This is a genomic window from Hyphomonas adhaerens MHS-3 (genome assembly GCF_000685235.1).
GTDB lineage: Bacteria > Pseudomonadota > Alphaproteobacteria > Caulobacterales > Hyphomonadaceae > Hyphomonas > Hyphomonas adhaerens.
The window spans coordinates 19,790-45,004 of record NZ_ARYH01000004.1 but is presented as its reverse complement, the minus strand read 5'-3'; the positions used below and the strand labels follow the sequence as shown (position 1 = coordinate 45,004).

Here is a 25,215-nt window from a genome sequence, read left to right as displayed (position 1 = left end):
ACTTATTCGGCGCTGCTTTCCGGATCACGAACCTGTACCAAGCCGTTCGACACCATGGTCATGACGATTTCATTGTCCTGATTGTAGACTGTTTGCTCTGTCTTCGTCAGGCCCATGTCCGGGCGGCTTTTCATGCGGCGCTTGCCGATGAGTTTCGATTCCACGCGCAATGTGTCGCCCGGATAAACGGGTTTGCGCCAGCGCAGTTCGTCCACACCCGGTGAGCCGAGTGAGGCGGTTGGTTCCTGCGTGCTCCATCCTTCGACCATCATTCGCATGACCATTGCTGCAGTGTGCCAGCCGGATGCAGACAGGCGGCCGAAATGGGTCTTCGCCGCTGCGTCGTCATCCAGGTGAAACGGCTGAGGGTCGTATTTTCCTGCAAAGTCGATGACTTCTTCTCGTGTGACCTCGTAGGTCAGTTCAGATTTTGTGAGCGTGCCAATCACCAGGTCTTCATAATACCGCATGAGCAGGTCCTTGATCCCAAAAGAAAGCCGCGCCTGATTGGCGCGGCTCGCGTTACGTCAGGCAAGGATGCCAAGCAGTGACTCCGGCCGCTCCCTGAACGGAAGCGTCCGGAGCCAGATAAGCTTAGCGCCCGCCCATGTGTGGCAGTTCCGTCGTGACCTGGACAGCTGAAGCTGTTGTCAGCGGATTCTTGGCAGGAGCATGGTGGAACGCTGTCCACAGCATCAGGCTGGAGGTGCACAGCAGGTAGATGCCGAGCGCCTTTTTCAGCTTTGCGGAATCCAGGCTGTGGGCCAGTGCCGCGCCGATTGGTGCCGTGATCATGCTCATCGAGATGATTGCCAGCATTGCGACAACGTTCACATAGCCGACCGAACCGAAGGGCAGGCCGGTCTCGCCGAGGCCGCTGATAATCGAACCGATGGTTCCGGGTACGGCGATGATCGTCCCGAAGCCTGCCGCCGTCGCGATGGCCCGGTGCACCGGCTGGCCGGACAGAGTCATGATCAGAATGGCCGGTGTTCCGCCGCCGATACCCAGCAGGGTGCAGAACCCGCCGAGGAAACTGCCAAGCCCACCGCGGGCCATGCCTTTCGGCATCTGATCTGACACGGTCCGCTTGGACAGGATCGGAAACAGGAAGTGCCAGGCCATGATGAACACGCCGACCCCGAAGATGATCTTCAGCGATTTACCGTCCAGGAAGCGGGCGACACTGAGGCCCAGCACGACGCCGAGGACAACCCAGGGCGCCCATTGTTTGAGGATATTGAAATCCACAGCCCCTCGCTTTGCGTGTGCCTGCACGGACCGGAGCGAGGTGAAAATGATCGTGGCCAGCGAGGTGCCGATGGCCACGTGCATGATTTTGTCCTCAGACATCGGTTGCCCCGTTGTCGACAGGATGGTGAAGACCGCTGCGAGAGCCGGCACGACGACAAAGCCGCCGCCGATTCCGAACAGTCCCGCCAGGAGGCCGGCGAAAGCACCGGCAACCAGCATGGAGAGAATTAGTGGTAGAGCATCAGCTAACATTGGTTTTACTCGGTGATGTTTGTGAAGTCATTTTGCTGTCCGGCACGATCAGAAGCGGACCGTGAGGGTTGCCTGGAACGTGCGTGGGTTCAGTGGACGGAAATAGGCGGAGCCGGCAAAGACAAAGGCCGTCGTCACTTCCTCGTCGAGCAGGTTGTCGACGTTGAACCGCAGGCTGACATTTTCCGGCACACCGAAATCGTTCGGGCCACCTAGGTCCAGGTAACCGCTCAGCACGGCGTAGCTGTCCATTTTGTAGCCCTCGGTATAATCGGCATAACGTTTGCCGGTGTATTTGCCGGAGATGTTGGCAACCATCCATTCGGTCGGTTCGTAAGTTACGCCGCCGGTGAACAGCCATTCCGGACTGTCGGCCAGGATAAAGCCGCTTTCATCTTCGGCGTGGTTGTATGTCAGATTGCCGTCCAGGTAGACCTTGTCGTCAAGGAATGCTGGCTGATAGACGCCTGAAAGTTCGAAGCCGTAAGCCTCGGTCTTGCCGGCGTTGATGTAGAAGGCTTCTGGCTGTTGGGTAGCCGGGTTGATGACGCTGCCAGCCACAAGACGGTTGTCGAAGCTGGTGAAGAACAGCGCGGCAGAGCCATAGAACTGCGCGCGGTTGGTGCGGTAGCCGATTTCGAAGTTCTGGGACTCCTCACCTTTCGGTGCCGGCAGCGGTTCGGTCGATGCATCGGTGGACGCGATGGAGAAGATGTCGTCCGCGCCGCGCGGGAGCGCATAGTTCTGCGAGTAGGAAGCGAACAGCTGGTCGCTGTCGTTCATGTCGTAGACTGCGCCGAGCATGGGCAGGAAGTTGTCGCTGTAATCTTCGCCGACCGTCTGCGGGCCGAACATTTCATAGTCGTTATAGTCGCGATAACCGCTCAGCTGGTAATCGACGCTGAGGCTCTTCACCCCGACTTCGAGGTTCAGCTTGTCTTCCATCAGGCTGATCGTGTCTTTCAGGAACAGCTGGGTCGTCTTGCGGGTCGAGGTGTAATTGCGGCGGTAGTAGGCCACTTCATCCCAGATCACGTCGCCGTCAGCCGAGCCGTTCGTCTTGTTGAGACGCTGCTGGGTGCGGTTGTAGTCTTCGTCTTCATACCAGGCGCCGAACTCAACCTTGTGGTTGGCGACCTGCCATTCCAGACCGGCGACGGCGCCCTTGCGCGTGCCGCCAACACCGGAGAGGCCGTATTGCACGCCGCGCGGGTGCACGACGTCGAGGCCGGCAAGCACCTGGCGTTCATAGATGCCGAGCGAGTTGGAGTAGCTGTCCGGCGAAACACCGAAGCCGTCCTTTTCTTCCTGATAAGCCGTGGCCGTGAACATCAGGTTCGGTGTGATGTCAGTCTGGAAGTTGAGCGAGTAGAGGCTGTCGTCGCGGACGTTGATCCGGTCCTCATAATATCTGGTACAGGCCGAGCCGGTGAAGATCGGCGAGAAGTCATTCCCGTCGATGACACTGTCGCCATTATAGTCGTAGACGTTGGAAATCGGTTCGATACAGCCAGTTTCCGGAATGGCATCCAGGTAGGCGTAGTAATAGTCGTTGTCGAACACAGACTCCGGGGCAGACGGTGAGTCGTAGTCGTGGAAGTCATTGTGGACGTAGCCGAACTTGATGAACGTATCTTCGTCGAACTCGTACTTGATCTTGCCCTCGATGTGCTCGCGGTCGATCGTGCCGGGGCCGCGCCACAGGTCGCTGTCCGTCTTGGACCGGCTGACATAGGCCGACAGGCCGTTCCAGTTGCCGGTCTCCAGCTTGATGAAGCTACGCTCGAGATTGTCGTCGCCCATCGTGTAGGAGATCATGCCGCCGGGCGTGTCAGACGTGTCGACCGTATTATAAGAGACGATCGGACCCAGCGAGGAGTAGCTCGGCAGGGAGACGTCGCCGGCGCCCGGGGACGCGACAACGGAGCCGAGGTTTTCATTGTCCACATAGCGGAAGATCGGGCTGCCGCCGAAGGCATCGGAGCGGCCCATCGGCACGCCGTCCAGCACGAAGCCGATCTGCTGCAGGTTAAAGGCACGCACGGTGACCGAGTTGCCGAATTCGTAGAGGCCGAGCGCACCGTCTGTCTGCACGTTGAAGCCCGGCAGGGATTCCAGCATTTTCAGGCCGGAGATGCCGCCCGGCGCGGAGAGAAGTTCGTCCCGGGTGACGGCGACGGTGTTGGTCGCTTCACCCTGGCCGATAGCGGTATCAGCGGTCGAGACCCGGCGGCCCTGGACGACCACCGCTTTCATCGTGGCCTGTTCTTCTGCATCGGCTGTTTCCTGTGCATTCGCGACGGTCGTCATCGACGCGGCGATCAGCGAGGCAAGGCATATTCCGAATTTCAGGTGATTGGTCAGGCGACGCATCTCTTTACTCCAAGTAGCAGATTGAATGCGCGCAAAATGTCTGCGGGGAGGGGATGCGGGAACTGCGCACTATAAAGTGCACATGTTAAAAGCGGCCCCGTGCCTGCATTCGGGCGTAAATGAGCAGACCTGAATGTTTCTTGTGCAATGCATCACGACGCGGATCCGGACATTGTTGAGTCGATGGTTAGCGTTTGGGCAATCTGAGGTGGACACGGCACAATCAAAGGCTCCCGGGAGCGGGGATTTGCTTGCGTGGATTGCTGGCCGGTCAGGTCCGTCTTCCGGGACAGACTGGAGCGGGTGAAGGGAATCGAACCCTCGTCGTCAGCTTGGGAAGCTGCTGCTCTACCATTGAGCTACACCCGCGTGCCTAGGGGTATTAGAGCTCGTTTCCGTGCCAGCGCAAGAGGGCTGGGCATGTCGCTGGCGCCGGGCGACAGTTAGGGCTAGAAGGCGGGGCATGAACGGATTTCTTGCAGTTGCAGCAGGCGGCGCCCTTGGCGCGGCCATGCGCCATGGGGTGGGCCAGGTCGTGGTGCGCCACATGCCCGATCACTGGCCCTATGGCACATTTGCGGTGAATATTGTGGGCAGCTTTTTCATGGGGTTCCTGATCAGCTGGCTGGCCTTTCGCGGGCAAGGCGGGCCACAGGAACTGCGCTTGTTTCTGGCAACAGGGCTGCTTGGCGGTTTCACGACATTCTCAGCCTTCTCGCTTGAAGTGGCGAACTTTGTTCGCGCCGGAGACATGACGAGAGCAGCGGCTTACGCCGCCCTGTCGGTCGTTCTGGGCTTGATGGCATTGTTTTTTGGCCTGTGGCTGGCCCGGAAAGCGTTCGCATGAGCGGCCAGATCGTCACCGAAACCGTAACCCCCAAGGAAGAGGGCACGCGGCTGGATCGCTGGATCAAGCGCCGGGTGCAGCTGACTCAAGGCCAGGTGGAGAAGATGCTCCGTACCGGACAGATCCGTGTTGATGGCGCGCGGGCGAAGTCCAACACGCGCCTGTCTGCCGGCATGCAGGTGCGTCTGCCGATTCTCAGCGGCGATGCGACCAAGCCTCCTCCGGACAAGGCCACCAAACTGTCGAAAGAAGATCGCGATTTCCTGCGCGAGATCACGCTCTACGAAGATGACGACATGATCGCCCTCAATAAGCCTGCCGGTCTCGCCGTGCAGGGGGGCTCAGGGCAGGGCAAGCATATAGACGGCATGCTGGCGTCTCTGAGTGATGGGACACATCGGCCGGTCCTGGTGCACCGCCTCGACAAGGACACATCGGGCGTCCTCCTTGTCGCGAAGCATCCGGCGGCGGCAGCCCGGTTGGCCGAACTGTTCCGCAGCCGCGATATGGACAAGGTCTACTGGGCCGTCACCATTGCCGTACCAAATCCTCCCTTCGGACAGATCCGCTGCTGGATGGTGAAGGGCGTGCCGGACGAGCATGAAGAAGACGGCTATCGCGTCGTGAACCCGAAAGCGCGCGGGCGCCGGGATTCTGATCGCGAACGCATGTTCCGTTCGGCGCAGGGCGTTGAGGGCGCGCGCCACTCGATCACCGACTATGCGGTCATCTCCACGGCAGGCCAGCGTGCCGCATGGGTTGCCCTGAAGCCATTGACCGGGCGCATGCACCAGCTGCGGTTCCACATGCTGGAGATGAACACATCGATCCTCGGCGACTTCAAATATCAATGCCGCCGGGAAGTGCCTCAGGGCCTTGCGCCAGGCCTGCACCTGCATGCCCGTGCACTCCTCATACCGCGTCCGAATGCGAAGCCACTTCAGATCGTGGCGCCGCTGCCCCCACATATGAAGCAGACTTTTGAGGCACTCGGGTTCCTTGAGCAGGAAGCAGGCAAGGATCCGCTGGCGCCTTTCGTATGATGACTGAGCTGCGTCTTGCCATCTGGGATGTTGACGGAACCCTCGTCGACAGCCGGGAGAGTATCCACAATGTCATGGTGGAGGCCTTTCGCCAGTCCGGCCTGACCCCGCCGGAATATGATGCCACGCGACGGATCGTTGGGCTCAGCCTTCACGAAGCTTGCGGGCAATTGGCGCCCGGTGCTTCTGAAGATGACATTGAGCGGCTGGTCACCGATTACCGCAGCACCTGGGTGCGCGCTCGCGCCCGGCCGGATTTCTCCCAGCCGCTTTATGACGGTGCGCTGGAAACGCTGGAATCCCTGCGGAATGAAGGCTGGCTGATCGCCATGGCCACCGGCAAGACACGGCGCGGCATTCAGAGCCTGTTTGAGCTTCACAAGCTGGAGCATTTCTTTGACACGATCTGGTGCGCGGATGACGGCCCGGGCAAGCCGCATCCCCACATGGTGGAGCAGGCCATGGACGCACTCGGTGTGGAACCGGGGGCGAGCCTGATGATCGGCGATGCCATCCACGACATCGCCATGGGGCGTGCCGCGGGCGTGCGGACCCTCGGCGTCAGCTGGGGTTTCGGCGCTGCCCACGAACTGGAAGAGGCGGGCGCACACGAGGTGCACCATGCCTTCGATACTCTTCGCGGCAGTGTCCTGAATTTCAATCCGGTCTCGAAGGACACGCGCGGCTGAACGCAGTTGCCTCTTGGAAACCGCGTTCGCACGGCGTACATGCGCGGCCATGATGACTTCTCCTTCCGACAATCCGAAGCGCTTTTACAAAGAGGCCGCCGCCGAACAGATGCCGGGCGGCTGGACGGTCGCCCTTGACGGGCGCACCATCAAGACGCCGGCCCGGGCCGCACTCTGCCTGCCAAGCCAGCGCCTGGCGCGTGCAGTGGCCGCCGAGTGGAACGAACAAGGCGAGAGTATAGATCTCGCCGCCATGCACCTGACGCGCCTCGCGAACGTCGCCATCGACCGTACACCGGAAGTGCGGGAGGAAATGGCGGACGAAATGGCCCGCTACTGCGAGACAGACTTGCTGTGCCATCTTGCAGAAAGCCCGGTCGAACTGGTCGAGCGGCAGGACGCATACTGGAGACCTGTGCGCGACTGGGCGGGCCAGGAGCTGGATATCCTGCTGGTTCCGGTTGAGGGCGTGATTCCATCTCCGCAACCGGATGCCTCGCTCGAAGCGGCCCGGCAGGTGGCACTTGAGATGGATGATTTTCGTCTCACCGGCGCGTTGTTTGGTTGCGGTCTATTCGGCTCCGCCTTGCTGGCATTGGCGGTGGCTGAAGGCCAGCTGTCTGCGGCCGATGCGTTCGAAGTCTCCCGCGTCGATGAGGTCTGGCAAATCGAACAGTGGGGCGAGGACGAAGAGGCCAAGCAGGTGACAGAGGCCCGCCGCAAAGAGGCGCGCGCGCTGGAAACGTGGATGCGCGGGCTCGGCTGAGCTGACATTAAGAACGACCCGCGCTGGCGGGTGACCACGACCTGCTTTCGTCGTCTGGCCCCCGCTCAGGAGCGGCTTATACGAGGATGTTCTGAACCGGATTCGCCGCGGTGAACGTGCTGAGGTTTGGCAATGCCGCGGCAAGTTCGCTGTCGTTCAAACCGAACCAGCGGCCCATCGGTGAGGCATATTGCTCCACCGAAATGGTCGGGATCATGCGGCCACTGCCAGCATCCTGCGCGTGTCCGAACTCCGATGGAGGAACGTCACCATAAATGCGCTGGCCCTGTACCGCGCCGCCGACCACGAGGTGGTGCGACCCCCAGCCATGGTCTGTGCCGTCACCATTCGCTGCCAGTGTGCGACCGAAATCAGATGCGGTGAATGTCGTCACACTGCTTCCGACGCCGAGCTCCTGCATGGCGGAGTGGAAGGCGGTGATCGCGGCGGAGACGTCCGACAGGTGGCCGGGCAGATCGGCCGCCTGGGTGGAGTGCGTATCAAACCCGCCGACGGCGGCGAAGAAGACCTGGCGGCGTACCGACAAGCTGTCCCGGATTGCGATTGTGTTCGCAATCGCACGCAGTTGTGATGCGAGATAGGACTGAGGGAATTGCGTCGAAAGCGGAATGAGGTTGGCGACCGCCTGGTTGTAGGATTCGTTCAGAACCACTGACTTATCCGCAATCTGCGCGACGTCGCGTCCGATCAGATTGCTCTGGTTGAAGTCCGTGGCTGAGAAGTGCCGTCGCAGCAGGTTCGAGATATTGGCATTGTCGAACTCGCTCAACAGATTGATTTCGTCAGCGCCACTGAGACCGATCTGATAAGGCAGGACTTCCTGTCCCGTCAGGAACAGCTCATTACCCACTGCCGTGATTGTGCTGAACTCCCGGTTGGTGTTTGCACCAGAGGTGACGGCGGCATCGGCAAAGCGTCCGCCCCAGCCAAATTGTGCACCTTCCGGTGCGCTCGCTGCCCATGTGGACTGTTGGTCGTTATGAGAGAAAAGCTGTTTGGGAACAGGGACTGAGCCGCTTTGCCATTGAGTCCGGTTGAGCGGGCTGATCAATGGCCCGGTATTGGCGACGAAAGCAGCCTGACCTGACTCAAACAGGCCGTGCAGGCCGCTCATTTCTGGCGGCATGGCAAACTGACGTCCGCCGAAGTCACCGGAATTCACCGGCGAAAGCGGCAACAGCTGGTTGCGGTCGCGGCTGCCATTGTATCCGCCAAACATGGATGCCCGGATATTCCGGAAGCTGTCGTACGAGGCCTGATCGTAAGGCAGCAACACGTCGTGCGTGTCGCACCCGCCCAGCATGAATATGCAGACCAGCGCCTTGTAGTCGGTGACTTCCGCGGCATTGGCGGACTGGAAGCCATGCATGGCATTGCCCAGTGTTGTGAGCGTTGCTGCGCTGAGAGCGCCAGCACCAATGCCTTTGAGGAGATGTCTCCGCGAAATGCTCATGTCCGTCTCCTAGCGCTGTACGAGGTATTCTGGGGACGTCATGACCATGAGAACGGCGGTGCCGATCCGGGTCAGGGGGCCGTCATAGTTGAAGATGTTCTCGTTGGTCAGCGGAATAGCTTGTACCGTCTGGACAATGTTGTTCTTGGTCGTGTCTGTCAGCTGGCCGGATGCCAGCAACATGTCGAGATGATCCACCAGGGCTGCGGGATCGTTCGCCAGCGCGCGTTCATCCGTATAATCCGGAATGAAGCTTGAGCTGTGCTGGTCGTTCCCGTTCAACGCCTCGGCAAAAGCGAAGTGCGCCATGAAATTGGCATAGCCAACAAGCGTGGAGCTGTTTGTGATCTGCAGCTCCGGTACCGTCATGCCAGCCGCGCCGGTCGCGCTGCCTGGTGCAACATAGCCGGGCCGGTAAAAGTTGAACACCGATGGCGATTTGTAAGGCTCCTGGCCGAGTTCAGCGCGCGTTGTCGGGTCATACGGGTCGAATGAGTTTTGCGGTGTAACGCCGGAGGCATCAAATGCCCGGGCCCATTGCGCAAAGCGGATCGCTGGCTCGCGGATTTTGCCGAACGTGTCGAAGGCGAGCATCTCGTCAGACCGGGCTTCGGCATCCATGAGGATGGCTGCGACCATGGTCTGCATGTTTCCGCGCTTACCATCCCCAATGGCCGTGCCATCCGGCAAGGTGTAGCGACCTGTTTCGAACGCCGTTGTGACGCGGCCGACATAAGCAGGCGACGGGTCGCTTGTGACCATTCTCTGGATCATCTGCCGGCTGATGAAGGGCCCCAGATTGGGGTGTTGGAACAATGTGTCGAGCGCGATCTCGATGCTCTGCGTTCCGCTGGTGCCGGCCGGAATGGTTGTGCCCAAGAACGACTTTTCCGATGTTGAGTGGTATTCCGGGAACACTTTCATAGGCGTCGATTGCAGGCTTTCCGGCAGGTTCCATATGGAATCGAAGAAGTCTGCGCTGTCGAGGCTCAGGCCGGTGAAGACCTTTGCCAGTCCCGTAACATCGGTATTGTCATAGGTTGGTATCGGTTGACCGTCGCCCCCGGTCTTGACGGTGCCGTCATGGTTCAGCTCATTCAATCCGATTGTGAACAGCTGCATGATTTCGCGCGCGTAGTTTTCATCCGGCATGCGCTGTGTGGCCGGGTCTTCTTTCTGGCTCTGATAATATGTCAGATAAAGACCCATCGCCGGAGAGTAGGTGATCTCTTCCAGAATGTCGCGATAATTGCCGAAAGCGTTCCGTGTCAGGATATCCTGATAGTACGCAACGGCCCGGGGGCGGTTGTAGGTCGCGCTGGCGGTTTCGTGGTGGGAGACCACGATGATCTGGGACAAGGCATAAGCGACGCGTTGGCGCAGCTGGTCGTCCGCCGTGATGGCGTTGATCCAGAAGGAGTAGGTTGGCGCCTCGCCGCCGCGATCATTGATGTAGCCGTCGACCGTGCGCGAATTCGGCAGGTCCATGTAATTGACGACCCAATTGAGGTTGAGGCTCGCCGGTTTGGCGAACTCCTGCACCAGCCATTGGGAGGCGCTGGTGCCGGTCAAGGCGCTGATATCTTCCGTAGTCGGTCCGAATGTTGCCTGTGTCAGAAGGCGGGACGTGCTCTCCTGTGTGGCAAAACCGGAATCGCCCTGAGTAGCGGGCGGTGGCGGGGGAGGAGGTGGCGGTGGAGGTGGTGGAGAAACAGGCGTTGGCACGCCCCCATCGCCGCCACCGCTGCCTGTGCCGCTTCCACCGCCGCCGCACGCAGTCATCAGTACCGCGAGGGACACAGCCGTAATTTTCCAGGCCAATGATTTGTTCATGGCTCCACCATCCGTTCTGGATTGTCCGTTTATCCCCTCGCATGCCTGTGTCACGAAGTTTCGTCACCTTAAATATCGGAATGGTTAGAAAAAAAGCAGCTGCACACGTATTGCGCGCCACTTTGTTCGCCTGAAACGCGAATTGTGGCCAATGTGGTCGTTTTTGTGTCGAAACGAATGGGGCTTGCCCAATTCGTCCGGCAACGGGATATGAACGCTCATTTCAGGCACGGTTCCGGTACGGCATGTTTTCTGAATGGCATGATGAAACACGTCATAACTTCTGGAGCGGCCGCCGTTGCCTTTGCTGCGTCGGCTCTCATCGCACTCCCCGCTGCTGCGGACAGTCCGCCGGTCCGGGCGGCTGTTGCCACCAGTATTGGTGACAATTCCACCCTCTTCATCGAGGTCGGGCATGGCGGGCATGATTATCGTCCGGCTGCCTATAGCTATCGCGGCGCCAAACAAGGATATGCGCCGAACCATCGTGACCGGTTGAGCCGCAAGGCTATTCAGGCTTGCCGGAAAGGCATCCGGCACGAAGCGCGCAGGCTGGGATTCCGTGACGTAGACTTTGATAGCCGTGCCTGGGCCCAACCTTTTGGTCGACACGGATATACCGTACGCTTCAGGGAAGTGGAATTTGAGGGCCGCCGGCATGACTTTGAACGAGGTGTGAGCTGCACCATTCGTCGTGGTCACGTCACGGATATACAGGGCATCCCTCATCACCGCGGTGAACGGCGCCATGACCGCCGCGACAGACGCTGGTAGCCGCGGATAAATCTTTCCTGTCGGACTGACGGAAACATTGGGAACGCCCCGGACTGAACATCCGGGGCGTTTCTTGTCAGAATGCGATGTCAGGCAGGTATCAGAACTGGAAATAGATGAAGGGCCGGTAGCCGAGCGGCACGAAGGACAAGGCAAGGGCTGCCAATGCGCCGGTCGTCAGGGCGAACCGTGCAGGCGGGATCTGCGCCAGCATCTCGCCCAGTTTGATCCGGTGGCTGAAGATATGGAACACGCCCATGGCGAGGATGAATGGCCACACGACGGCGGGCAGGTTCTGAACGCCTTCCGAGCTGAATGTCAGGTATGTTTTTGCGATGGCCAGGGATTCTTCCAGTGTCGGTGCGCGGAAGAAGATCCAGGCGAGATTTACCCAGTAATAGGTCATCGCTGTGCCGATGATGATGCCGATCAGGCCCATCGGGTTGAAGCGTTTGGCCACATGGTCGCTCCAGGTCCGTTCGACCATCAGGGCGAGGCCGTGCAGGAAGCCCCAGATAATGAAGTTGAAAGAGGCGCCGTGCCACAGTCCGCCGAGGACCATCGTCGTCATCAGGTTCACATCGCGGCGCATATCGCCTTTCCGGTTCCCGCCGAGCGGAATGTAGAGATAGTCACGCAGCCAGCTGGACAGCGAGATATGCCAGCGGCGCCAGAAGATCTGGATGTCCCGCGACAGGTATGGCGAGTTGAAGTTCGGTGGGAATTTGTACCCCAGCAGGCCGGCCGTTGCGATGGCCATGTCAGAATAGCCTGAGAAGTCACAATAGATCTGGATGCCGTACAGCAGCACACCTGCGATGACGCTATGCGCGGTGTAGGCGGAGGGATCCGCGAAGATCAGGTCGACATAAGGCGCAATATTGTCCGATATGCAGGCCTTCTTGAAGAAGCCGACCAGGAACAGCGCGACGCTCGCCCGCACGGCCACATCGCTCCACTTCCGCGCGGTGTCCATCTGGGGGATGAAGTCTGAGGCGCGCACGATCGGGCCAGCGACAAGCTGGGGAAAGAAGGCGATGTAAAAAGCGACATCAAGGAAGCTGCGCCGTGCGCCGATTACGCCGCGGTGCACGTCCACCATGTAGGAGATGGCCTGGAAGGTATAGAAGCTGATGCCGACCGGCAGGACGAGGTTCAGCGTCACATGACCGGCATTGAAACCCATCAGGCCCGCGAAATCGACGAAACTGTCAGCGAAGAAGTTGAAGTATTTGAACAGGCCGAGCACGATCAGGGCAAAGACGATACCGGTCCCCAACGCCCATTTGCGTTTTTTCGTTTCTGACTCAGGCAGGGTGGCCGCATTGCCGACCAGGTAGCTGACAATCGTCACCATCATGATCAGGCCGAGGAAGCGCCAATCCCAGGCACCATAGAATACGTATGAGGCCAGCGTCAGGACTCGCTTGCGCCACAGATTGCTGCGCAACGCCCAGACGAGGCCAAAAACGAGGCCGAAAAACAGGAAAAAGCGGGCTTCAACGAAGAGCATTGGCGACCGATTCCTTTCCGGTGGAGGACATGGCGCAGTATTCCGCACCGACTTTGAGGCTCAGCTTGCGCGCACCGGTTTCGCCGAAATGGCTGAAGTCGAACCAGAGGTCGCGGTCGAACAGGTCCGGGTAGACATCTGGCCTGTTGAAATTCAGGACCTTGTAATCGCCGAGTGCCTTCACGGCCTCGCCCGTGCGGGGCGTGCGGTCGAGTTCCGGCAGGTCGGGCGAGATGTAGAGCGCTGCGTTCAGGCCCCGGGCCGACAGCTGGTCCAGCCTTTTGGCGAGGTAGGCGGCGCGTGCGCTGACATCTTCGTCGCTATGCGCACCGTAGAGGGCGAGGTCCTGTTCGAACTGTTCAGGCTTCTCCTCGAAATCCTTGCGGCGGGCTTCAATATCCGGCGTCATGATCGAGCCGAGCGCTTCGAAGCCGTCATTCGACAGGTCGAAGTCTTTCGGCTCGGGCGCATCACCCGGCGGGAACAGGAGCTCAGACCCCCGGCCGACGCCTGACAGGTCAAATCCTGCGCCCAGTGTCAGCATGCCTGCCCGGAAAACGCGTTTCGGCAGGGATTCCGGATAGGATGTGATGCTGGCAATCTGCGCGGGCCACATGTCCGGGCTGTTGAAATAGCGCGCCCGGTTGGTGGTGACGCCGTCCAGTGTGCGCTCGTTTGGCAGGGCGTCTTCGATCACGATGCGCTTCAGCGAGTCTCCGCCAGCAGCCACAACCTGGTCGATCATCCAGTCCTGCTCGGCGCCGGTCAGACCGAAAACGCCGAGATTGTAGACGTTCCAGCCGGGGCAGCCTGCCTCTGCCGCGCCGCGTTCCACGGCGTCCGGCAGAATGTGGTAGAAAGTGCGCGAGCTGCCGATGAACACTGTATCGTATTTCTCCGGCGCCGCCTTGTAGGCATCCAGCTTGGGGCTGAGGACCAGAAGGTCCGGCATGGGCGTCGCAGCGCGCAGGCCAAGTGACAGCGGTACCGCCACGACGACGAAGCCGACAGCGAACAGGATGGCAGAAAACAGGGCAGTTCGGATCTGGGTAATCATGGCAGCCGGAGCAGGAGTTTCGTATCGGGCAGGCGGTGCAGGATGTGTGCCAGTTCGCCAGATACGGGAATTAGCCTTCCGGCTGCTCCAGCGCAACGACGCTGTAACCTTCAGCCTTCAATGATTGCAACAGAAGGCGGGTCCGTCTGGCAGACTTCGAAAACGGGTCGTGAAGCAAGACCATGCCGCGCCTGTCGTGCTGTTTCAGCATGGCCAGGATCTGGGCGACTGCGTCTTCCGGGGAAATATCAGTCCAATCTGCCCCATCTGCGGTCACGGTCACGTCGATCAAGCCGGCTGCATGGATCGCTTCGGACAATTCCGGCGTCGTGGCGATGAAGGGGAAGCGAAACAGCGGCGTTTCCTGCCCGATCGCGGCGGACACGGCAGACTGGCCATGTTTCGCGTTTTCGATGGCTTCCGGCAGGGGAAGCTCAGCCAGATTCGCATGATCCCAGCTGTGGCTGCCCACCGTGTGTCCCGCCTCGCGGATCGACTTTGCGATGCCAGGCCAGGTTTCAGCCTGGTTTCCCTGAAGGAAGAAGGTGGCCCGCGTGCATTCCTTCGACAGTTCCTTCATCACCCGTTTGGTGCGGGACCAGGCCGGACCATCATCAAACGTCAGGATGACTTCGTCGCGTTTCAGCAGCTCATAGGGAGGGCGGGACTCTGTTGTCAGCGTCAGCGTACGCGAGACACCGAGCGCGTCCGGTCCGCACTCGGCTTCTGAAGCGCCTTCAAGGCAAGCAGATAACAGGATCAGGCCCGCAATGGCGGTTGCTCGCAGCAAGGGGCGCAGGGCAGTTTGCATCGGAGAATCCCGTTCCGGAAGGGTTGGCCGGACGGTAGCAAGGAACGGGCCGTCGTGTCAGCAGGCCAGAGCGAAGATACACTGACGCAGGGGCAATCCGCGAGGGCAGCGGCGAGATTGCCAGCAGCTTGCACTTGCCAAGCCATGTGGTGCGATTATCAAGCAACTCGTACAAAATATATGACACTCTTTTGGCAAGGAGCCCGGGTCGGATGCAGGATGTGATCGAAGCACTGGAGCAGAAACGCGAACAGGCCCGCCTCGGCGGCGGCGAGCGGCGGATCGAATCCCAGCACGCCAAAGGCAAGCTGACGGCCCGCGAACGGATCGCCGTCCTGCTCGATGAAGGCAGCTTCGAAGAGTATGACATGTTCGTGGAGCATCAGTGCTCCGATTTCGGCATGGAAAGCCAGCGTATCCCCGGCGACGGCGTCGTCACGGGGCAGGGCACCATCAATGGCCGCCTTGTTTACGTCTTCTCGAAAGACTTCACCGTCTTCGGCGGCTCGCTGTCCAAGGCGCACGCGGCGAAGATCGTGAAGGTCCAGCAGGCGGCTGCCCGCGTCGGCGCCCCGGTGGTCGGCATTTTCGATGCAGGTGGTGCGCGTATTCAGGAAGGCGTCGACAGCCTCGCCGGCTATGCCGATATCTTCATGGAGAACGTGCTCTCCTCCGGCGTGATCCCGCAGATCTCTGTCATCATGGGCCCTTGCGCCGGTGGCGACGTCTATTCCCCGGCCATGACGGACTTCATCTTCATGGTGAAAGATACGTCCTACATGTACGTCACCGGCCCGGACGTGGTGAAAACCGTGACGAACGAGGAAGTGACCCACGAGACGCTCGGCGGGGCATCGGTGCATGCGGCCAAGTCCGGTGTGGTGGATGGGGCGTTCGAGAACGACATCGAAGCATTGGTGCAGATGCGCCGCCTGATCGACTACCTGCCAGGCTCCAACCGCGAAGACCCGCCGGTGCGTGACGTGTTCGACGATGTCGAGCGCGTGGACGAGAGCCTCGACACGCTGATCCCGCCGAACCCGAACTCACCCTACGACATGCGCGAGCTGATCGAGAAAGTGGCCGACGAAGGCGACTTCTTCGAGATCAGCCCGAAATTCGGCGCCAACGTGCTGTGCGGTTTCGGCCGTATCGAAGGCTCCACGGTCGGCTTCGTCGCCAACCAGCCGATGACGCTGGCCGGCGTTCTGGACATCGACGCCTCCCGCAAGGCGGCGCGGTTCGTGCGCTTCTGCGACTGCTTCAATATTCCGATCGTCACCTTTGTGGACGTGCCGGGCTTCATGCCGGGCACCAAGCAGGAATATGGCGGCCTCATCAAGCATGGCGCGAAACTCCTGTTCGCCTATGCTGAAGCCACTGTGCCGAAAGTCACCGTCATTACACGGAAAGCCTATGGCGGCGCCTATGACGTGATGAGCTCCAAGCACCTTCGCGGCGACGTGAACTATGCCTGGCCAACGGCCGAGATCGCCGTGATGGGCGCCAAGGGTGCGGTCGAGATCATCTTCCGGAAGGACATCGGCGACGCCGACAAGATCGCTGAGCACACGAAGATGTACGAAGACAACTTCGCGAACCCGTACGTCGCCGCGCGCAAGGGCTATATCGACGACATCATCATGCCCCACTCAACCCGCCGCCGCGTTGTAAAGGCCCTCCGTAGCCTGAAGAACAAGCAGCTGGAAAACCCTTGGAAGAAGCACGACAACATTCCGCTGTAAGGCGGGTCACGAGGTGACGGGATAGACGTAACGCGCTCTGCAAACCCATCGGATAAGGATGCCCTGATCGGCATCCTCTACGACACGTTCGAAAGCACGTGGCGGCCCAACATCACCCAGCAGGCCGCTGAATCTTTCAGGGCGTCGAAGCGTCCGGAGACCTATGTTGGTCAGTGCTGGCAGGAATTCCATATCGTGCCACGTGTGGGCATTGTTGCTGGCTTTGTTCACTGGCGGGATGATTTCGTTCACGCGCTGCATGTCCATTCCGACTATGCCCGCACCGGCGTCGGCACGCAGCTGATGGACCTCGCCGAGAGCGAGATCGGCCGCGCGGGGCACGCCACTGCGCGGCTCGAAACGGACACGTTCAACACAAGAAGCCGCGCCTTCTACGCCGCCCGCGGCTTCCGCGAGATCGACCAGTACCCGGACCTCGAATGGAACAGTGGTCTGACGACCGTCCTGCTTGAGAAAATACTGGGCTGAGGTGAGGGGAAGACGGGGCACCTCCCCCGTAGGCGGTGGAGGATGACCATGCCGCGCTTCCGGCCTTCATCCTCCCCTGTGAAGCGGGCGAGCTTCAGAGGCCTCAGCGCCGCTTCTTCTCCACGCCCAGCATCGAATCCGTCTTCAGCGTCGGGTTTGAGGCATTGGTCTTCGGCTTGTCGGCCTTGGGTTTGCGGATTTCCTTGTTCGATTTCTTCTGGCCTTTGGCCATGGTCTTGATCCTTTGGGGAGAGAGTCGGGGCGGGGAACCGGGCGCCCGGTGTGCGGACATCAGGTCCGTCTGGTATTTTGTCGGGGAGAACCACGCCGCATGCTTGCGCCGAATCGGGCGCAATGGCGTGGTACATACATAGGCCCGAACAGCTGCGATTGTAAGGGACGGCCCGCTCTATACAAACCCGCCCCATGTCCTACACATTCCTCCAAAATCAGGAGGAACGCGCATGACCATCACGAACACCGGAACCGATCACCTGCTCGCCGCGCTGGATGGCGGCGTGCTGACGCTGACGATGAACCGGCCCGAGGCGCGCAATGCGATGTCGGGCGAGATGAATGCGGCGCTGGGCGCGGCGCTGGCGAAAGCGGAGCTGGACCCCGAGGTGCGCTGCATCGTGTTGACCGGTGCCGGCAAGGGCTTCTGCGCGGGCGGTGACGTCAAAGGCATGAACGCGCGCAACACGGGCGAAGAGCGCCAGACCACGATCGACGAGGCGATCCACACTCAGCGCCTCAACCAGCGTGCCACCGCGGGCAAGCTCTACACGATCCCGAAACCGACCCTTGCGGCTTTGCCGGGCGCGGCGGCCGGGGCGGGCCTGTCCCTCGCGCTCGCCTGTGACATGCGGATCATGTCGCGCAACGCCATCATGACCACGGCGTTCGCCCGCGTCGGTTTCTCCGGCGATTATGGTGGTACATTCTTCCTCAGCCAGCTGGTGGGCCAGGCGAAAGCCCGCCAGCTTTACTTCCTGTCGGAGCGCGTCTCGGCGGACGAGGCGCAGGCCCTCGGCCTCGCCAATTGGGTATGCGAGCCGGAAGAGCTGGTGGACAAGACAATGGAGATCGCGAAACGCCTCGCCTCCGGTCCGTCGGTTGCCTATCGTTACATGAAGGAAAACCTGAACCGGGCCATGTCGTCCGGCGATGTCTTCGACTGTATGGATCTGGAAGCCACCCACCACGTCCACTGCGCCCAGACCGAGGATCACCGCAACGCGACCAAGGCATTCGTTGAAAAGCGGGAGCCTGTGTTCCAGGGGCGCTGACCGGCGCCGGCTCAGGCCTTGATGCCTGGCTCCATGAGCGCCACATGGCTGGAGATGTCGCCTGTGGCAGGAAAGGGGCCAGCACATGAAAACCGCGATCATCGGAGATGTGCACGGCGCAATCGGACCGCTTCAGGCGCTGGTGGCGGCGCTTGACCTCTGCGCGGGTGACCGGCTGGTGTTTGTCGGCGATCTGGTCGACAAGGGCCCGGACTCCGCTGGCGTGGTCAAATTCGTCCGCAAGCTGAGCGAAACGGCCCCCTATGAAGTGATCCTCATCGAAGGCAATCACGAAGACCGGCACCGGCGGTATCATATCAATACGGCCGAGCGCCCGAAGGTGGCACGCACCATGGCGGCCGACGCGCCGGAACTGACTGCGCTGGATGCTGAACTGTCAGCAAGCGACCGCGCTTTTCTCGCCACGGCCGTTCCGTTCCTCCACCTGCCGGAATGGGGCGCACTGGTCGTGCATGGCGGCATTCCCGGCACCCATCGCAGCTTTCCCGAAACCGTGGAGCAGGCCAGCCTGTGGCATGGCCGACGGGCCAAGGCGTTCCGGAAAATCCTGCGAACGCGATATGTCTCGGCAGAAACGGGCGAGTATCTCGCGCTGGGTGCGAACCAGCCGGACGACCCGTTCTGGGCGGAGGTCTACGACGGGCGGTTCGGCCATGTCATCTTTGGCCATCAGCCCTGGCTGGACGGCCCGGCCTGCTTCGCGCATGCCACAGGTCTCGATACGGCAGCGGTTCATGGCGGGACTCTGACAGCCCTTGTCCTGCCGCAAACGGGCGCGCCGTACTTCAAAAGCGTCCCCGGTATCGACTACGCCCCTCGTAAAACGGCCGAATGGCCAGATCACCCGGGCGGCGCGTTGAAGCTCATCCGCCCGTGACTCTTCCGGCTATCCGCGTCCCTTGCCGAGCAGCCAAAAACCAGCGCGGTCGACAGAGACCGGCAATCCGGATTAGGTTCTGCTTCATGGCGCCTTGCCTGACGTGACAGGCAAGCATGCGCTGGTTTGCGCGAAAGAATGGGACAATTTTGACCCGGAGGCCTTCAGCCGAGGGCAATGTGTCGTAAAATGGCAACGATTCGCAGCCGGGTATTCTGCCCATGCTCAATCTGCCTTTTTTGTAACGGATGGTGGCGATGCTGGATTACAGGCGCATCTTGGGGATGGATCAACGTGTCGTTCCGACCTGGCCGGCGTCGGTCGATCCGTTCGGGCGGGAGGTGCAGCGTTTTCAAAACGACCAGGCGTCTCTTGAATTCATGGTGGTTGGGGCTCGGCAATTGCGTCCCCTTGTCATCCTGCAGTCGCTGGATATCTGCTGCTGGCCGGCAGAGAGCTTCTGCCAGGCTGCAAATGCGGCAGGCTTTTGTGTCATCTCTGTCCGCCGTCCGGGATTCGGTGCCAATTCTCCGCTGACGGATCGGGAGTCACAGGCGGAGCTGGTCCGGAATTTTCTCGAGGAAAAGGACCTTCAAGACGTAATTCTAGTCGGACTCGGCAGTTCGAACCCGATTTGCGAGCGTGTGACGCTTTCCGGGGACTCGCGGATTGGGTTCACCGTCTTCGCGAACTGCGGCTTTAATTACGACCAGGCAAACGAGTTCCAGCCGGAATGGATCTCGAAGGCCCTTCAGCAAGCCCTTTCCAGCCCGGCTGGCGGACGGCTGTCCCTGATGGCCCTCAAGAGTTCCTGGGGCATCTTCGGTCAGACATGGGTTTTCGAGAATTTGTGGCGCAAGAGCCTCGGCGACATCGCTTTTCTTCGAAACAATCCTGAGCTTATGTATGAAGCCATATCAATGCTGCAGGCGCGGCTTGATGTGCCGACGTTCACGTTCGAACTCGGGAATGCCCTGAATGACGATCCGATTCTGTCTGACGGCTGTTTCAGGGGCGTTCCGGCGATGACTGTTTCAGGCACTGAGACGACAGGTAGCTGGAAGAATGGCATTGAGAAGGAAGTGAAGCGGCTTGGCCTGCCGTCTGTCGCGTATCTGTCTTCGGGCGATATGGCGGTGATCTACCAATCTGCCAGCGAGTTCTTCGAGATTGTGGCCGACGCGCTCTGATCAACATTACGAATTGCACATAACACGGTGCCTTTAGCTAGTTGGTAACCAAGCCTGCGCATTCTGCGGACAGTTAATTTTCTTGCCCGTATTGTTAATGAGGATGCGTTATGGCGAAGAACACTGTGCGCTGGGGCGCAGATGTCGGTTGTCAGACCAAGGTGAAGCCACTGGAGCTTCGCAACGACCTGGCCGAACATGGCCTGAAAGGAAAGCGTGCGAAGGGTGAGCTGGGAATCAGCCGCCACATGACGCGCAAGGAAGCCAGGGCTGATGCTCAGGATGGATTGCCTGTGTCAGAAGCCCTGACGCAGGACCAGTGGAGCGAACGCGAGCAGATGGTTGCCGAGCGTGCCGAGGAAGTGCGGCGCGGTCTGGGGACCTGGATGTCTTCGGCGTCTGCCACGGTTCGCAATTATGTGGCCGACTACACGCCCATCGATATTCATCCTGATCAATTGCGTGAGGCGATCAAATCGGAAGAAAACGAATATCGTCACTACGAGACGGATGACACGACGGAAGCCAAGGAATCGCATTCCGCGGCGATCGTGGAACTTCAGCAGTTCCGTGCCCGCCATGGTGACCGCATTGGTGACCGGACCCCGGACATCAAGAAGAATGTCGAGCAGGCGATCGCGATTCTTGTCTTCATCATGATCCTTGAGGGCGGCTTCAATGCGCTCCTGTTCAAGGACGCCCAGGCGAACGGCCTGATCGGTGGCATGATGATCGCCTTCGGCGTGAGTGCTGTGAATGTTTGCATCGGTGTCGTCGCCGGCTTCTTCGGCCTGAGATATGCCTTCAACCATGCAAATATCGGCTGGCGGATCTTTGGCGGGACAATCGCGACGGTCGGCATTTTGGCCGGTCTTTTGCTGAACTTCTTCGTGGCGCACTTCCGCGACGCCGTGGAAACGGGGCTGCATACGGCTGACGCGGCCGGAGAGGTGGGGGGGTTCTCACTCTTCTCGATTTCGCCGACGGAAGTGTTCATCTCGATGTTCCCGAACATCTTCGCGCTCGACAGTTTTGTCGCCCTCGGCCTGTTGTTCATGGGGCTGACCGTTTTCGGACTGGCCGTCTATGAAGGCTATGACCGGATTTCGGATCGCTATCCCGGCTATGGCCGTGTCTGGCGCAAGGAACGCAAGGCTTATGAGCGCCGTCAGGCCGTGCGTAACGCCGTGCGGGATGACCTGTCGGACTATTTCACCAGCTGCCGCCAGTGGTTCGAGACTCAACAGTCACGCCATGTCGCGGCCAAGCGTGAAATCGAGAAGGCGATGAACCTGCTCGATGCCCGCCGTGACTTTGCCATCGCGATTGCTTCGCGCGCTGCGGATCAGGAGCGTAGCCTGAAAGTGGCGTACCGGCAGGCGCACCGCCGCGCTCGCAACGCCAATCGTGACCGTCTGGGCGACCAGGCGCCGTGCCCGGCCTATTTTGATGAAATCGTCACGCCCCAGCTGCCGTCTTACGAGATGGCCAAGGAACGAGAGCAGGCACAGGCCGCGATGCAGACGATCGACAACAACATCACGGCCCTGAACATCTGCCGTGAGTGGCTGGAACAGCATATCCAGCAGGTTCAGCAGGGCCTGTCGTCTATCGAGAAAAAAGTTGCTGAAGAAATCGGCAAGGTCCGTGAGGTCAAGCAGGTCAAGGGTTCCACCCATGTCCCTGTTGATCAGGCCCGCCGCGCCTGAGGAGATAACTGGTCATGGCAAGACGCAGGAGTACTCGAGGTCCCTGGTTCTGGCGCGGTACCATTGGTGCCATGCTGGCCGGCGTGTTCGGCCTGTTCGCACTGGTTGCTTTCAGCCAGCCGCCTGCCGTGATGCCGGAGAACAACTGCCGGGTGGACCGCAAGGACCCGGCGCATACGATCCTCCTGATCGACCAGTCGGATCCGTTCAATCCGAACGACATGGACTGGGTGCGCGAGCTGGTGAACGATGAAGCCCGCGCCCTGCCGAAATACGGCAAGCTGAGCGTCATGGTCCCGAACGCAGCCGAGCCGTACAATCCGAAAGTTCTGTATACGTCCTGCTCTCCGGGCAGTGCCGCTGCCGCCAACCCGATCACGCAGAATCCGAAGATGATCGAACAGGCCTGGCAGAACAAATTCTACCAGCCCCTGGTCGGCACGGTGGAAGAAGCGCTGATGGACAAGGAGCAGCCAAGCTCTCCGCTCAGCGAGGCGATCTATTCCATCTCCGACCGGGCAGACTTCCAGCCGCAACAGGCCGGGCGCCGCGTCGTAATGGTGTCAGACCTGATGCAGCATTCCGGCGGCTTCTCCTTCTACAAGATGGGCGCCGACTATGACGCCTATCTGGAATCGGAACTGGCCAAGACGAAGCCCAAACTGGAAGGCGTCGACGTCGTCGCCCGCGTCGTGCCACGCCAGATCTATGATCTGCCGGTCGCAGACGTAAAAGGCTTCTGGCGCGCTTACTTCCAGGACGCCGGTGCAACCTACGGCTCGGTGAACTAGTCCTCAAACACGCCGATCACGGGCACATGGTCTGACGGCTTCTCCAGGCTGCGGGCCTTGCGGTAGATTTCGACGGACTGGAGCCTGTCTGCCGCCTGCGGGGAGACCAGCAAATGGTCGATCCGAATGCCGTGGTCCTTCTGGAAGGCGCCGCCCTGATAGTCCCAGAATGTGTACTGGTGGGCGCGACCGTCGGTGATTTCGAAGGCATCAGCCATGCCGAGGTTCGTGATCCGGCGGAAGGCTTCGCGCGTTTCGGGCAGGGCGAGGGCGTCGTCCGCCCATTTGGTCTCGTCCCAGCAATCTACCGCCGTGGGGATCGTGTTGTAGTCGCCGCAGAGAACATAAGGCTCCTCGGCCTTCAGCTGCTCCCGCGCGTGGTCCAGCAAGCACGCCATCCATTCGAGCTTGTAGTCGAATTTCGGGCCCGGCGCCGGGTTGCCATTCGGCAGATAGAGCCCGCCGACGCGCACGGGCCGGTCGGCCAGGACCAGCGCTTCGACGAAACGGGCCTGGTCGTCCTCCATGGTGGGGAGGCCTTTCGTCACATCCTCGAGCGGATATTTCGAGAGAATGGCGACGCCATTATAGCTTTTCTGGCCCAGAACGGCGCAGTTCCAGCCCGCTTCTTCCAGTTCCATGTATGGGAAGGCATCTGTCTCGCACTTCAGTTCCTGAAGGCAGACGACATCACAATCGATGTTCTGCAGCACTTCCTGCACAGTGGGGAAGCGCGCTTTGATCGAATTGACGTTCCAAGTGGCAATACGCATGAGCTGACCTTTAAGCAGCTTCGCCCCATTGTTCCAGACAGTCACGGCGCTTATACTTGCAGAAACTTCAAGGAGACACCCGGCATGGCCCCCAGCTGGATTCAAATGCTGATCGTTGTGATCGTCGCGCTACTGCTGTTTGGCGGACGGGGCCGGATTTCCGGTATCATGACCGACATGGCCAAAGGCATCGGCGCCTTCCGCAAAGGCCTCAAGGATGAAGACGATCCGAAGGCCGTCGACAAGGAAGACATGGTCGATGTCACGCCCCAGAAGGACGAGACCAAGGCTTCGTCCTGAACCCTGACGGAGGGCGCACCCCATGCTGCCCGGAATCGGTTTTACCGAATTAATGGTGCTGGCCGTTGCGGCCCTGATTATTGTCGGGCCCAAGGACCTGCCAATGATGATGCGCCGCCTTGGCCAGTTTGTGGGCAAGGGCCGCGCCATGGCGCGCGAATTTCAGGCTGCCTTCGATGATATTGCCCGGCAAAGCGAACTCGACGACCTGCGCAAGGAAATCGAGGACCTCAAATTGTCCAATTCCCTGAAACAGGCGACGAACGACCTGTCCGACTATGAGAAGGACGTGAACTCTGCCGTCATGGCCGAGTCCCGCTCGGAAGCGGCAGACAAGCTGGCACAGCAGACCTCGCCGGAAACGCCTGAGGCTAAATCCGAACTGGAAGCCGGGCCGGACGCCAAGCTGGAATCTGGGCCGAAATCCGGGCCAGACTCAGAGCCAGACACAGGCCCCGCAGCTGAACCGAAGGGGGATACGGCATGACCCATACGCCCCCGGAAGACGAACAGCCGGAAATCGTGGACGAGGTTGAGACCTCCCGCGCGCCGCTGCTGGAACACCTGACAGAGCTGCGCTCCCGCCTGATCTGGAGCCTGCTGGCCCTGTCTGTCGCGACGATCGGCTGTTTCTTCTTTGCCCAGGACATCTACGAATTTCTTCTGAACCCCTTCGCCCGCATGGCGCAGGAGATCCGCGGTACGAAGCTGGACTTCATCTACACCGCGCCGATGGAGTTCTTCTTCGCCAAGCTGAAGCTGGCCGTGTTTGCAGGCATCTTCGTGGCATTCCCTTTTATCGCCTGGCAGGTTTATGCGTTCGTCGCGCCCGGTCTCTACAAGAATGAGCGCGGCGCGTTCTGGCCGTACCTGGTTCTGGCGCCGATCCTGTTTTCGACCGGGGCGGCCTTTGTCTACTATATCATGCTGCCCATGCTGGCCCGCTTCACCGTGGGAATGGAACTGACCGACAGCGAAGTCGCCAACATCACGATGCTGCCCAGGGTGGCGGACTATCTGTCCCTTGTGATGGCGCTGATGCTGGCCTTCGGCATTTCCTTCCAGCTGCCGCTCGTCCTCACCTTGCTGGGCAAGATTGGCGTGGTCAGCTCCGAAGGACTGTCCAAAGGCCGTAAATTCGCAGTTGTCGGCATTCTCGGGTTTTCCGCCCTGTTTACCCCGCCGGACATGATCTCACAGATCCTTCTGGCGGCGCCCGTGTTGCTTCTCTATGAGATCGGCATCTTGAGCGTGAAGATGATTGAGAAGAAAGAAGCCGAGCGGGAGGCGACTTCCGCCGCGGAATGACCGCTGCGCTGTCGGCCGCTGTTGAAATGACCGCCCG

Annotated in this window: 25 protein-coding genes and 1 tRNA gene; 14 read left to right on the top strand and 12 right to left on the bottom strand. The window is 60.3% G+C overall.

Features of this window, described 5'->3' with window-relative positions:
* Positions 1-2: 2 nt before the first annotated feature.
* The 4 genes from HAD_RS16705 to HAD_RS16690 all read right to left on the bottom strand — a co-directional run bounded on the left by HAD_RS16705 (position 3) and on the right by HAD_RS16690 (position 4,248).
* Entirely contained in the window at positions 3-470 is a 468-nt protein-coding gene (locus HAD_RS16705; RefSeq protein ID WP_035573830.1) for a MaoC family dehydratase, read from the bottom strand.
* A 124-nt stretch (positions 471-594) separates the two neighbouring features.
* Positions 595-1,506, bottom strand: coding sequence for a sulfite exporter TauE/SafE family protein (locus HAD_RS16700; RefSeq protein ID WP_035573829.1), 912 nt, complete (start codon positions 1,504-1,506; stop codon positions 595-597).
* A gap of 48 nt (positions 1,507-1,554) precedes the next feature.
* A complete protein-coding gene (locus HAD_RS16695) occupies positions 1,555-3,879 on the bottom strand; it encodes a TonB-dependent receptor (RefSeq protein WP_035573828.1) in 2,325 nt (774 codons plus the stop codon).
* Positions 3,880-4,174: 295 nt separating this feature from the next.
* Positions 4,175-4,248, bottom strand: a tRNA-Gly gene (locus HAD_RS16690).
* Positions 4,249-4,342: 94 nt separating this feature from the next.
* Between HAD_RS16690 and crcB the strand changes: the two genes are divergently transcribed.
* From crcB to HAD_RS16670, 4 genes are read left to right on the top strand one after another with little or no spacing between them, the layout of a single operon-like run.
* The gene (crcB, locus tag HAD_RS16685) at positions 4,343-4,726 is read left to right on the top strand and encodes a fluoride efflux transporter CrcB (protein WP_035573826.1); all 384 of its coding nucleotides are present in this window, start codon (positions 4,343-4,345) and stop codon (positions 4,724-4,726) included.
* A complete protein-coding gene (locus tag HAD_RS16680) occupies positions 4,723-5,769 on the top strand; it encodes an RluA family pseudouridine synthase (RefSeq protein ID WP_035573825.1) in 1,047 nt (348 codons plus the stop codon). The genes crcB and HAD_RS16680 overlap by 4 nt, the downstream gene beginning before the upstream one ends.
* A complete protein-coding gene (locus tag HAD_RS16675) occupies positions 5,766-6,458 on the top strand; it encodes an HAD-IA family hydrolase (protein ID WP_241765397.1) in 693 nt (230 codons plus the stop codon). Before HAD_RS16680 ends, HAD_RS16675 begins: the two co-directional genes overlap by 4 nt.
* Positions 6,459-6,507: 49 nt before the next feature.
* A complete protein-coding gene (locus tag HAD_RS16670; RefSeq protein WP_051596443.1) occupies positions 6,508-7,224 on the top strand; it encodes an ATP12 family chaperone protein in 717 nt (238 codons plus the stop codon).
* A 76-nt stretch (positions 7,225-7,300) separates the two neighbouring features.
* On the opposite strand, the gene HAD_RS16665 is transcribed toward HAD_RS16670, so the two are convergent.
* The 6 genes from HAD_RS16665 to HAD_RS16640 form a co-directional block, all read right to left on the bottom strand.
* Positions 7,301-8,698 (bottom strand): DUF1501 domain-containing protein, encoded by a 1,398-nt coding sequence (locus HAD_RS16665; RefSeq protein ID WP_084332030.1) that lies wholly within the window; start codon positions 8,696-8,698, stop codon positions 7,301-7,303.
* A 9-nt stretch (positions 8,699-8,707) separates the two neighbouring features.
* Positions 8,708-10,531 carry a DUF1800 domain-containing protein gene (locus HAD_RS16660; protein WP_035573824.1) on the bottom strand — a complete coding sequence of 608 codons (1,824 nt, stop codon included), beginning with the start codon at positions 10,529-10,531 and terminating at the stop codon, positions 8,708-8,710.
* Positions 10,532-10,615: 84 nt separating this feature from the next.
* Positions 10,616-11,281 (bottom strand): hypothetical protein, encoded by a 666-nt coding sequence (locus HAD_RS16655; protein ID WP_035573823.1) that lies wholly within the window; start codon positions 11,279-11,281, stop codon positions 10,616-10,618.
* A 124-nt stretch (positions 11,282-11,405) separates the two neighbouring features.
* On the bottom strand, positions 11,406-12,818 hold the full coding sequence (locus tag HAD_RS16650; protein WP_035573822.1) for an MBOAT family O-acyltransferase: 1,413 nt from the start codon (positions 12,816-12,818) through the stop codon (positions 11,406-11,408).
* Entirely contained in the window at positions 12,805-13,875 is a 1,071-nt protein-coding gene (locus tag HAD_RS16645; protein ID WP_035573821.1) for a hypothetical protein, read from the bottom strand. The genes HAD_RS16650 and HAD_RS16645 overlap by 14 nt, the downstream gene beginning before the upstream one ends.
* Before the next feature lie 70 nt (positions 13,876-13,945).
* Positions 13,946-14,686 (bottom strand): polysaccharide deacetylase family protein, encoded by a 741-nt coding sequence (locus tag HAD_RS16640; RefSeq protein ID WP_035573820.1) that lies wholly within the window; start codon positions 14,684-14,686, stop codon positions 13,946-13,948.
* Positions 14,687-14,898: 212 nt separating this feature from the next.
* On the opposite strand from HAD_RS16640, the gene HAD_RS16635 reads away from it, so the two are divergent.
* Both HAD_RS16635 and HAD_RS16630 read left to right on the top strand, forming a co-directional pair.
* On the top strand, positions 14,899-16,431 hold the full coding sequence (locus HAD_RS16635) for an acyl-CoA carboxylase subunit beta (RefSeq protein WP_035573818.1): 1,533 nt from the start codon (positions 14,899-14,901) through the stop codon (positions 16,429-16,431).
* Between the two features lie 21 nt (positions 16,432-16,452).
* Entirely contained in the window at positions 16,453-16,920 is a 468-nt protein-coding gene (locus tag HAD_RS16630; protein ID WP_035573817.1) for a GNAT family N-acetyltransferase, read from the top strand.
* A gap of 103 nt (positions 16,921-17,023) precedes the next feature.
* Here the strand turns inward: HAD_RS16630 and HAD_RS18835 are convergent, their stop codons facing one another.
* Positions 17,024-17,152 carry a hypothetical protein gene (locus HAD_RS18835; protein WP_277813281.1) on the bottom strand — a complete coding sequence of 43 codons (129 nt, stop codon included), beginning with the start codon at positions 17,150-17,152 and terminating at the stop codon, positions 17,024-17,026.
* A gap of 232 nt (positions 17,153-17,384) precedes the next feature.
* On the opposite strand from HAD_RS18835, the gene HAD_RS16625 reads away from it, so the two are divergent.
* The 5 genes from HAD_RS16625 (at position 17,385) to HAD_RS16605 (ending at position 22,797) form a co-directional block, all read left to right on the top strand.
* Entirely contained in the window at positions 17,385-18,209 is an 825-nt protein-coding gene (locus tag HAD_RS16625) for an enoyl-CoA hydratase-related protein (RefSeq protein ID WP_035573816.1), read from the top strand.
* 85 nt (positions 18,210-18,294) lie between these two features.
* On the top strand, positions 18,295-19,107 hold the full coding sequence (locus HAD_RS16620; RefSeq protein WP_051596418.1) for a metallophosphoesterase family protein: 813 nt from the start codon (positions 18,295-18,297) through the stop codon (positions 19,105-19,107).
* Positions 19,108-19,391: 284 nt separating this feature from the next.
* Positions 19,392-20,297: an alpha/beta fold hydrolase gene (locus HAD_RS16615; RefSeq protein WP_156942320.1), complete on the top strand. Its 906-nt coding sequence runs from the start codon at positions 19,392-19,394 to the stop codon at positions 20,295-20,297.
* 110 nt (positions 20,298-20,407) lie between these two features.
* Entirely contained in the window at positions 20,408-22,006 is a 1,599-nt protein-coding gene (locus tag HAD_RS16610; protein WP_035573812.1) for an MFS transporter, read from the top strand.
* Between the two features lie 14 nt (positions 22,007-22,020).
* Positions 22,021-22,797, top strand: a complete 777-nt coding sequence (locus tag HAD_RS16605; RefSeq protein ID WP_156942319.1) for a hypothetical protein — start codon at positions 22,021-22,023, stop codon at positions 22,795-22,797.
* Here the strand turns inward: HAD_RS16605 and xth are convergent.
* A complete protein-coding gene (gene xth, locus HAD_RS16600) occupies positions 22,794-23,570 on the bottom strand; it encodes an exodeoxyribonuclease III (protein ID WP_035573810.1) in 777 nt (258 codons plus the stop codon). The two genes, HAD_RS16605 and xth, sit on opposite strands and share 4 nt — an antisense overlap.
* An 84-nt stretch (positions 23,571-23,654) precedes the next feature.
* On the opposite strand from xth, the gene HAD_RS16595 reads away from it, so the two are divergent.
* The 3 genes from HAD_RS16595 to tatC are packed head-to-tail and all read left to right on the top strand — an operon-like array spanning position 23,655 to position 25,178.
* Entirely contained in the window at positions 23,655-23,870 is a 216-nt protein-coding gene (locus HAD_RS16595; RefSeq protein WP_035573808.1) for a twin-arginine translocase TatA/TatE family subunit, read from the top strand.
* Between the two features lie 22 nt (positions 23,871-23,892).
* Positions 23,893-24,357, top strand: coding sequence for a Sec-independent protein translocase protein TatB (gene tatB / locus HAD_RS16590; RefSeq protein WP_051596417.1), 465 nt, complete (start codon positions 23,893-23,895; stop codon positions 24,355-24,357).
* Positions 24,354-25,178, top strand: coding sequence for a twin-arginine translocase subunit TatC (gene tatC / locus HAD_RS16585; RefSeq protein ID WP_051596416.1), 825 nt, complete (start codon positions 24,354-24,356; stop codon positions 25,176-25,178). The genes tatB and tatC overlap by 4 nt, the downstream gene beginning before the upstream one ends.
* Positions 25,179-25,215 lie beyond the last annotated feature (37 nt).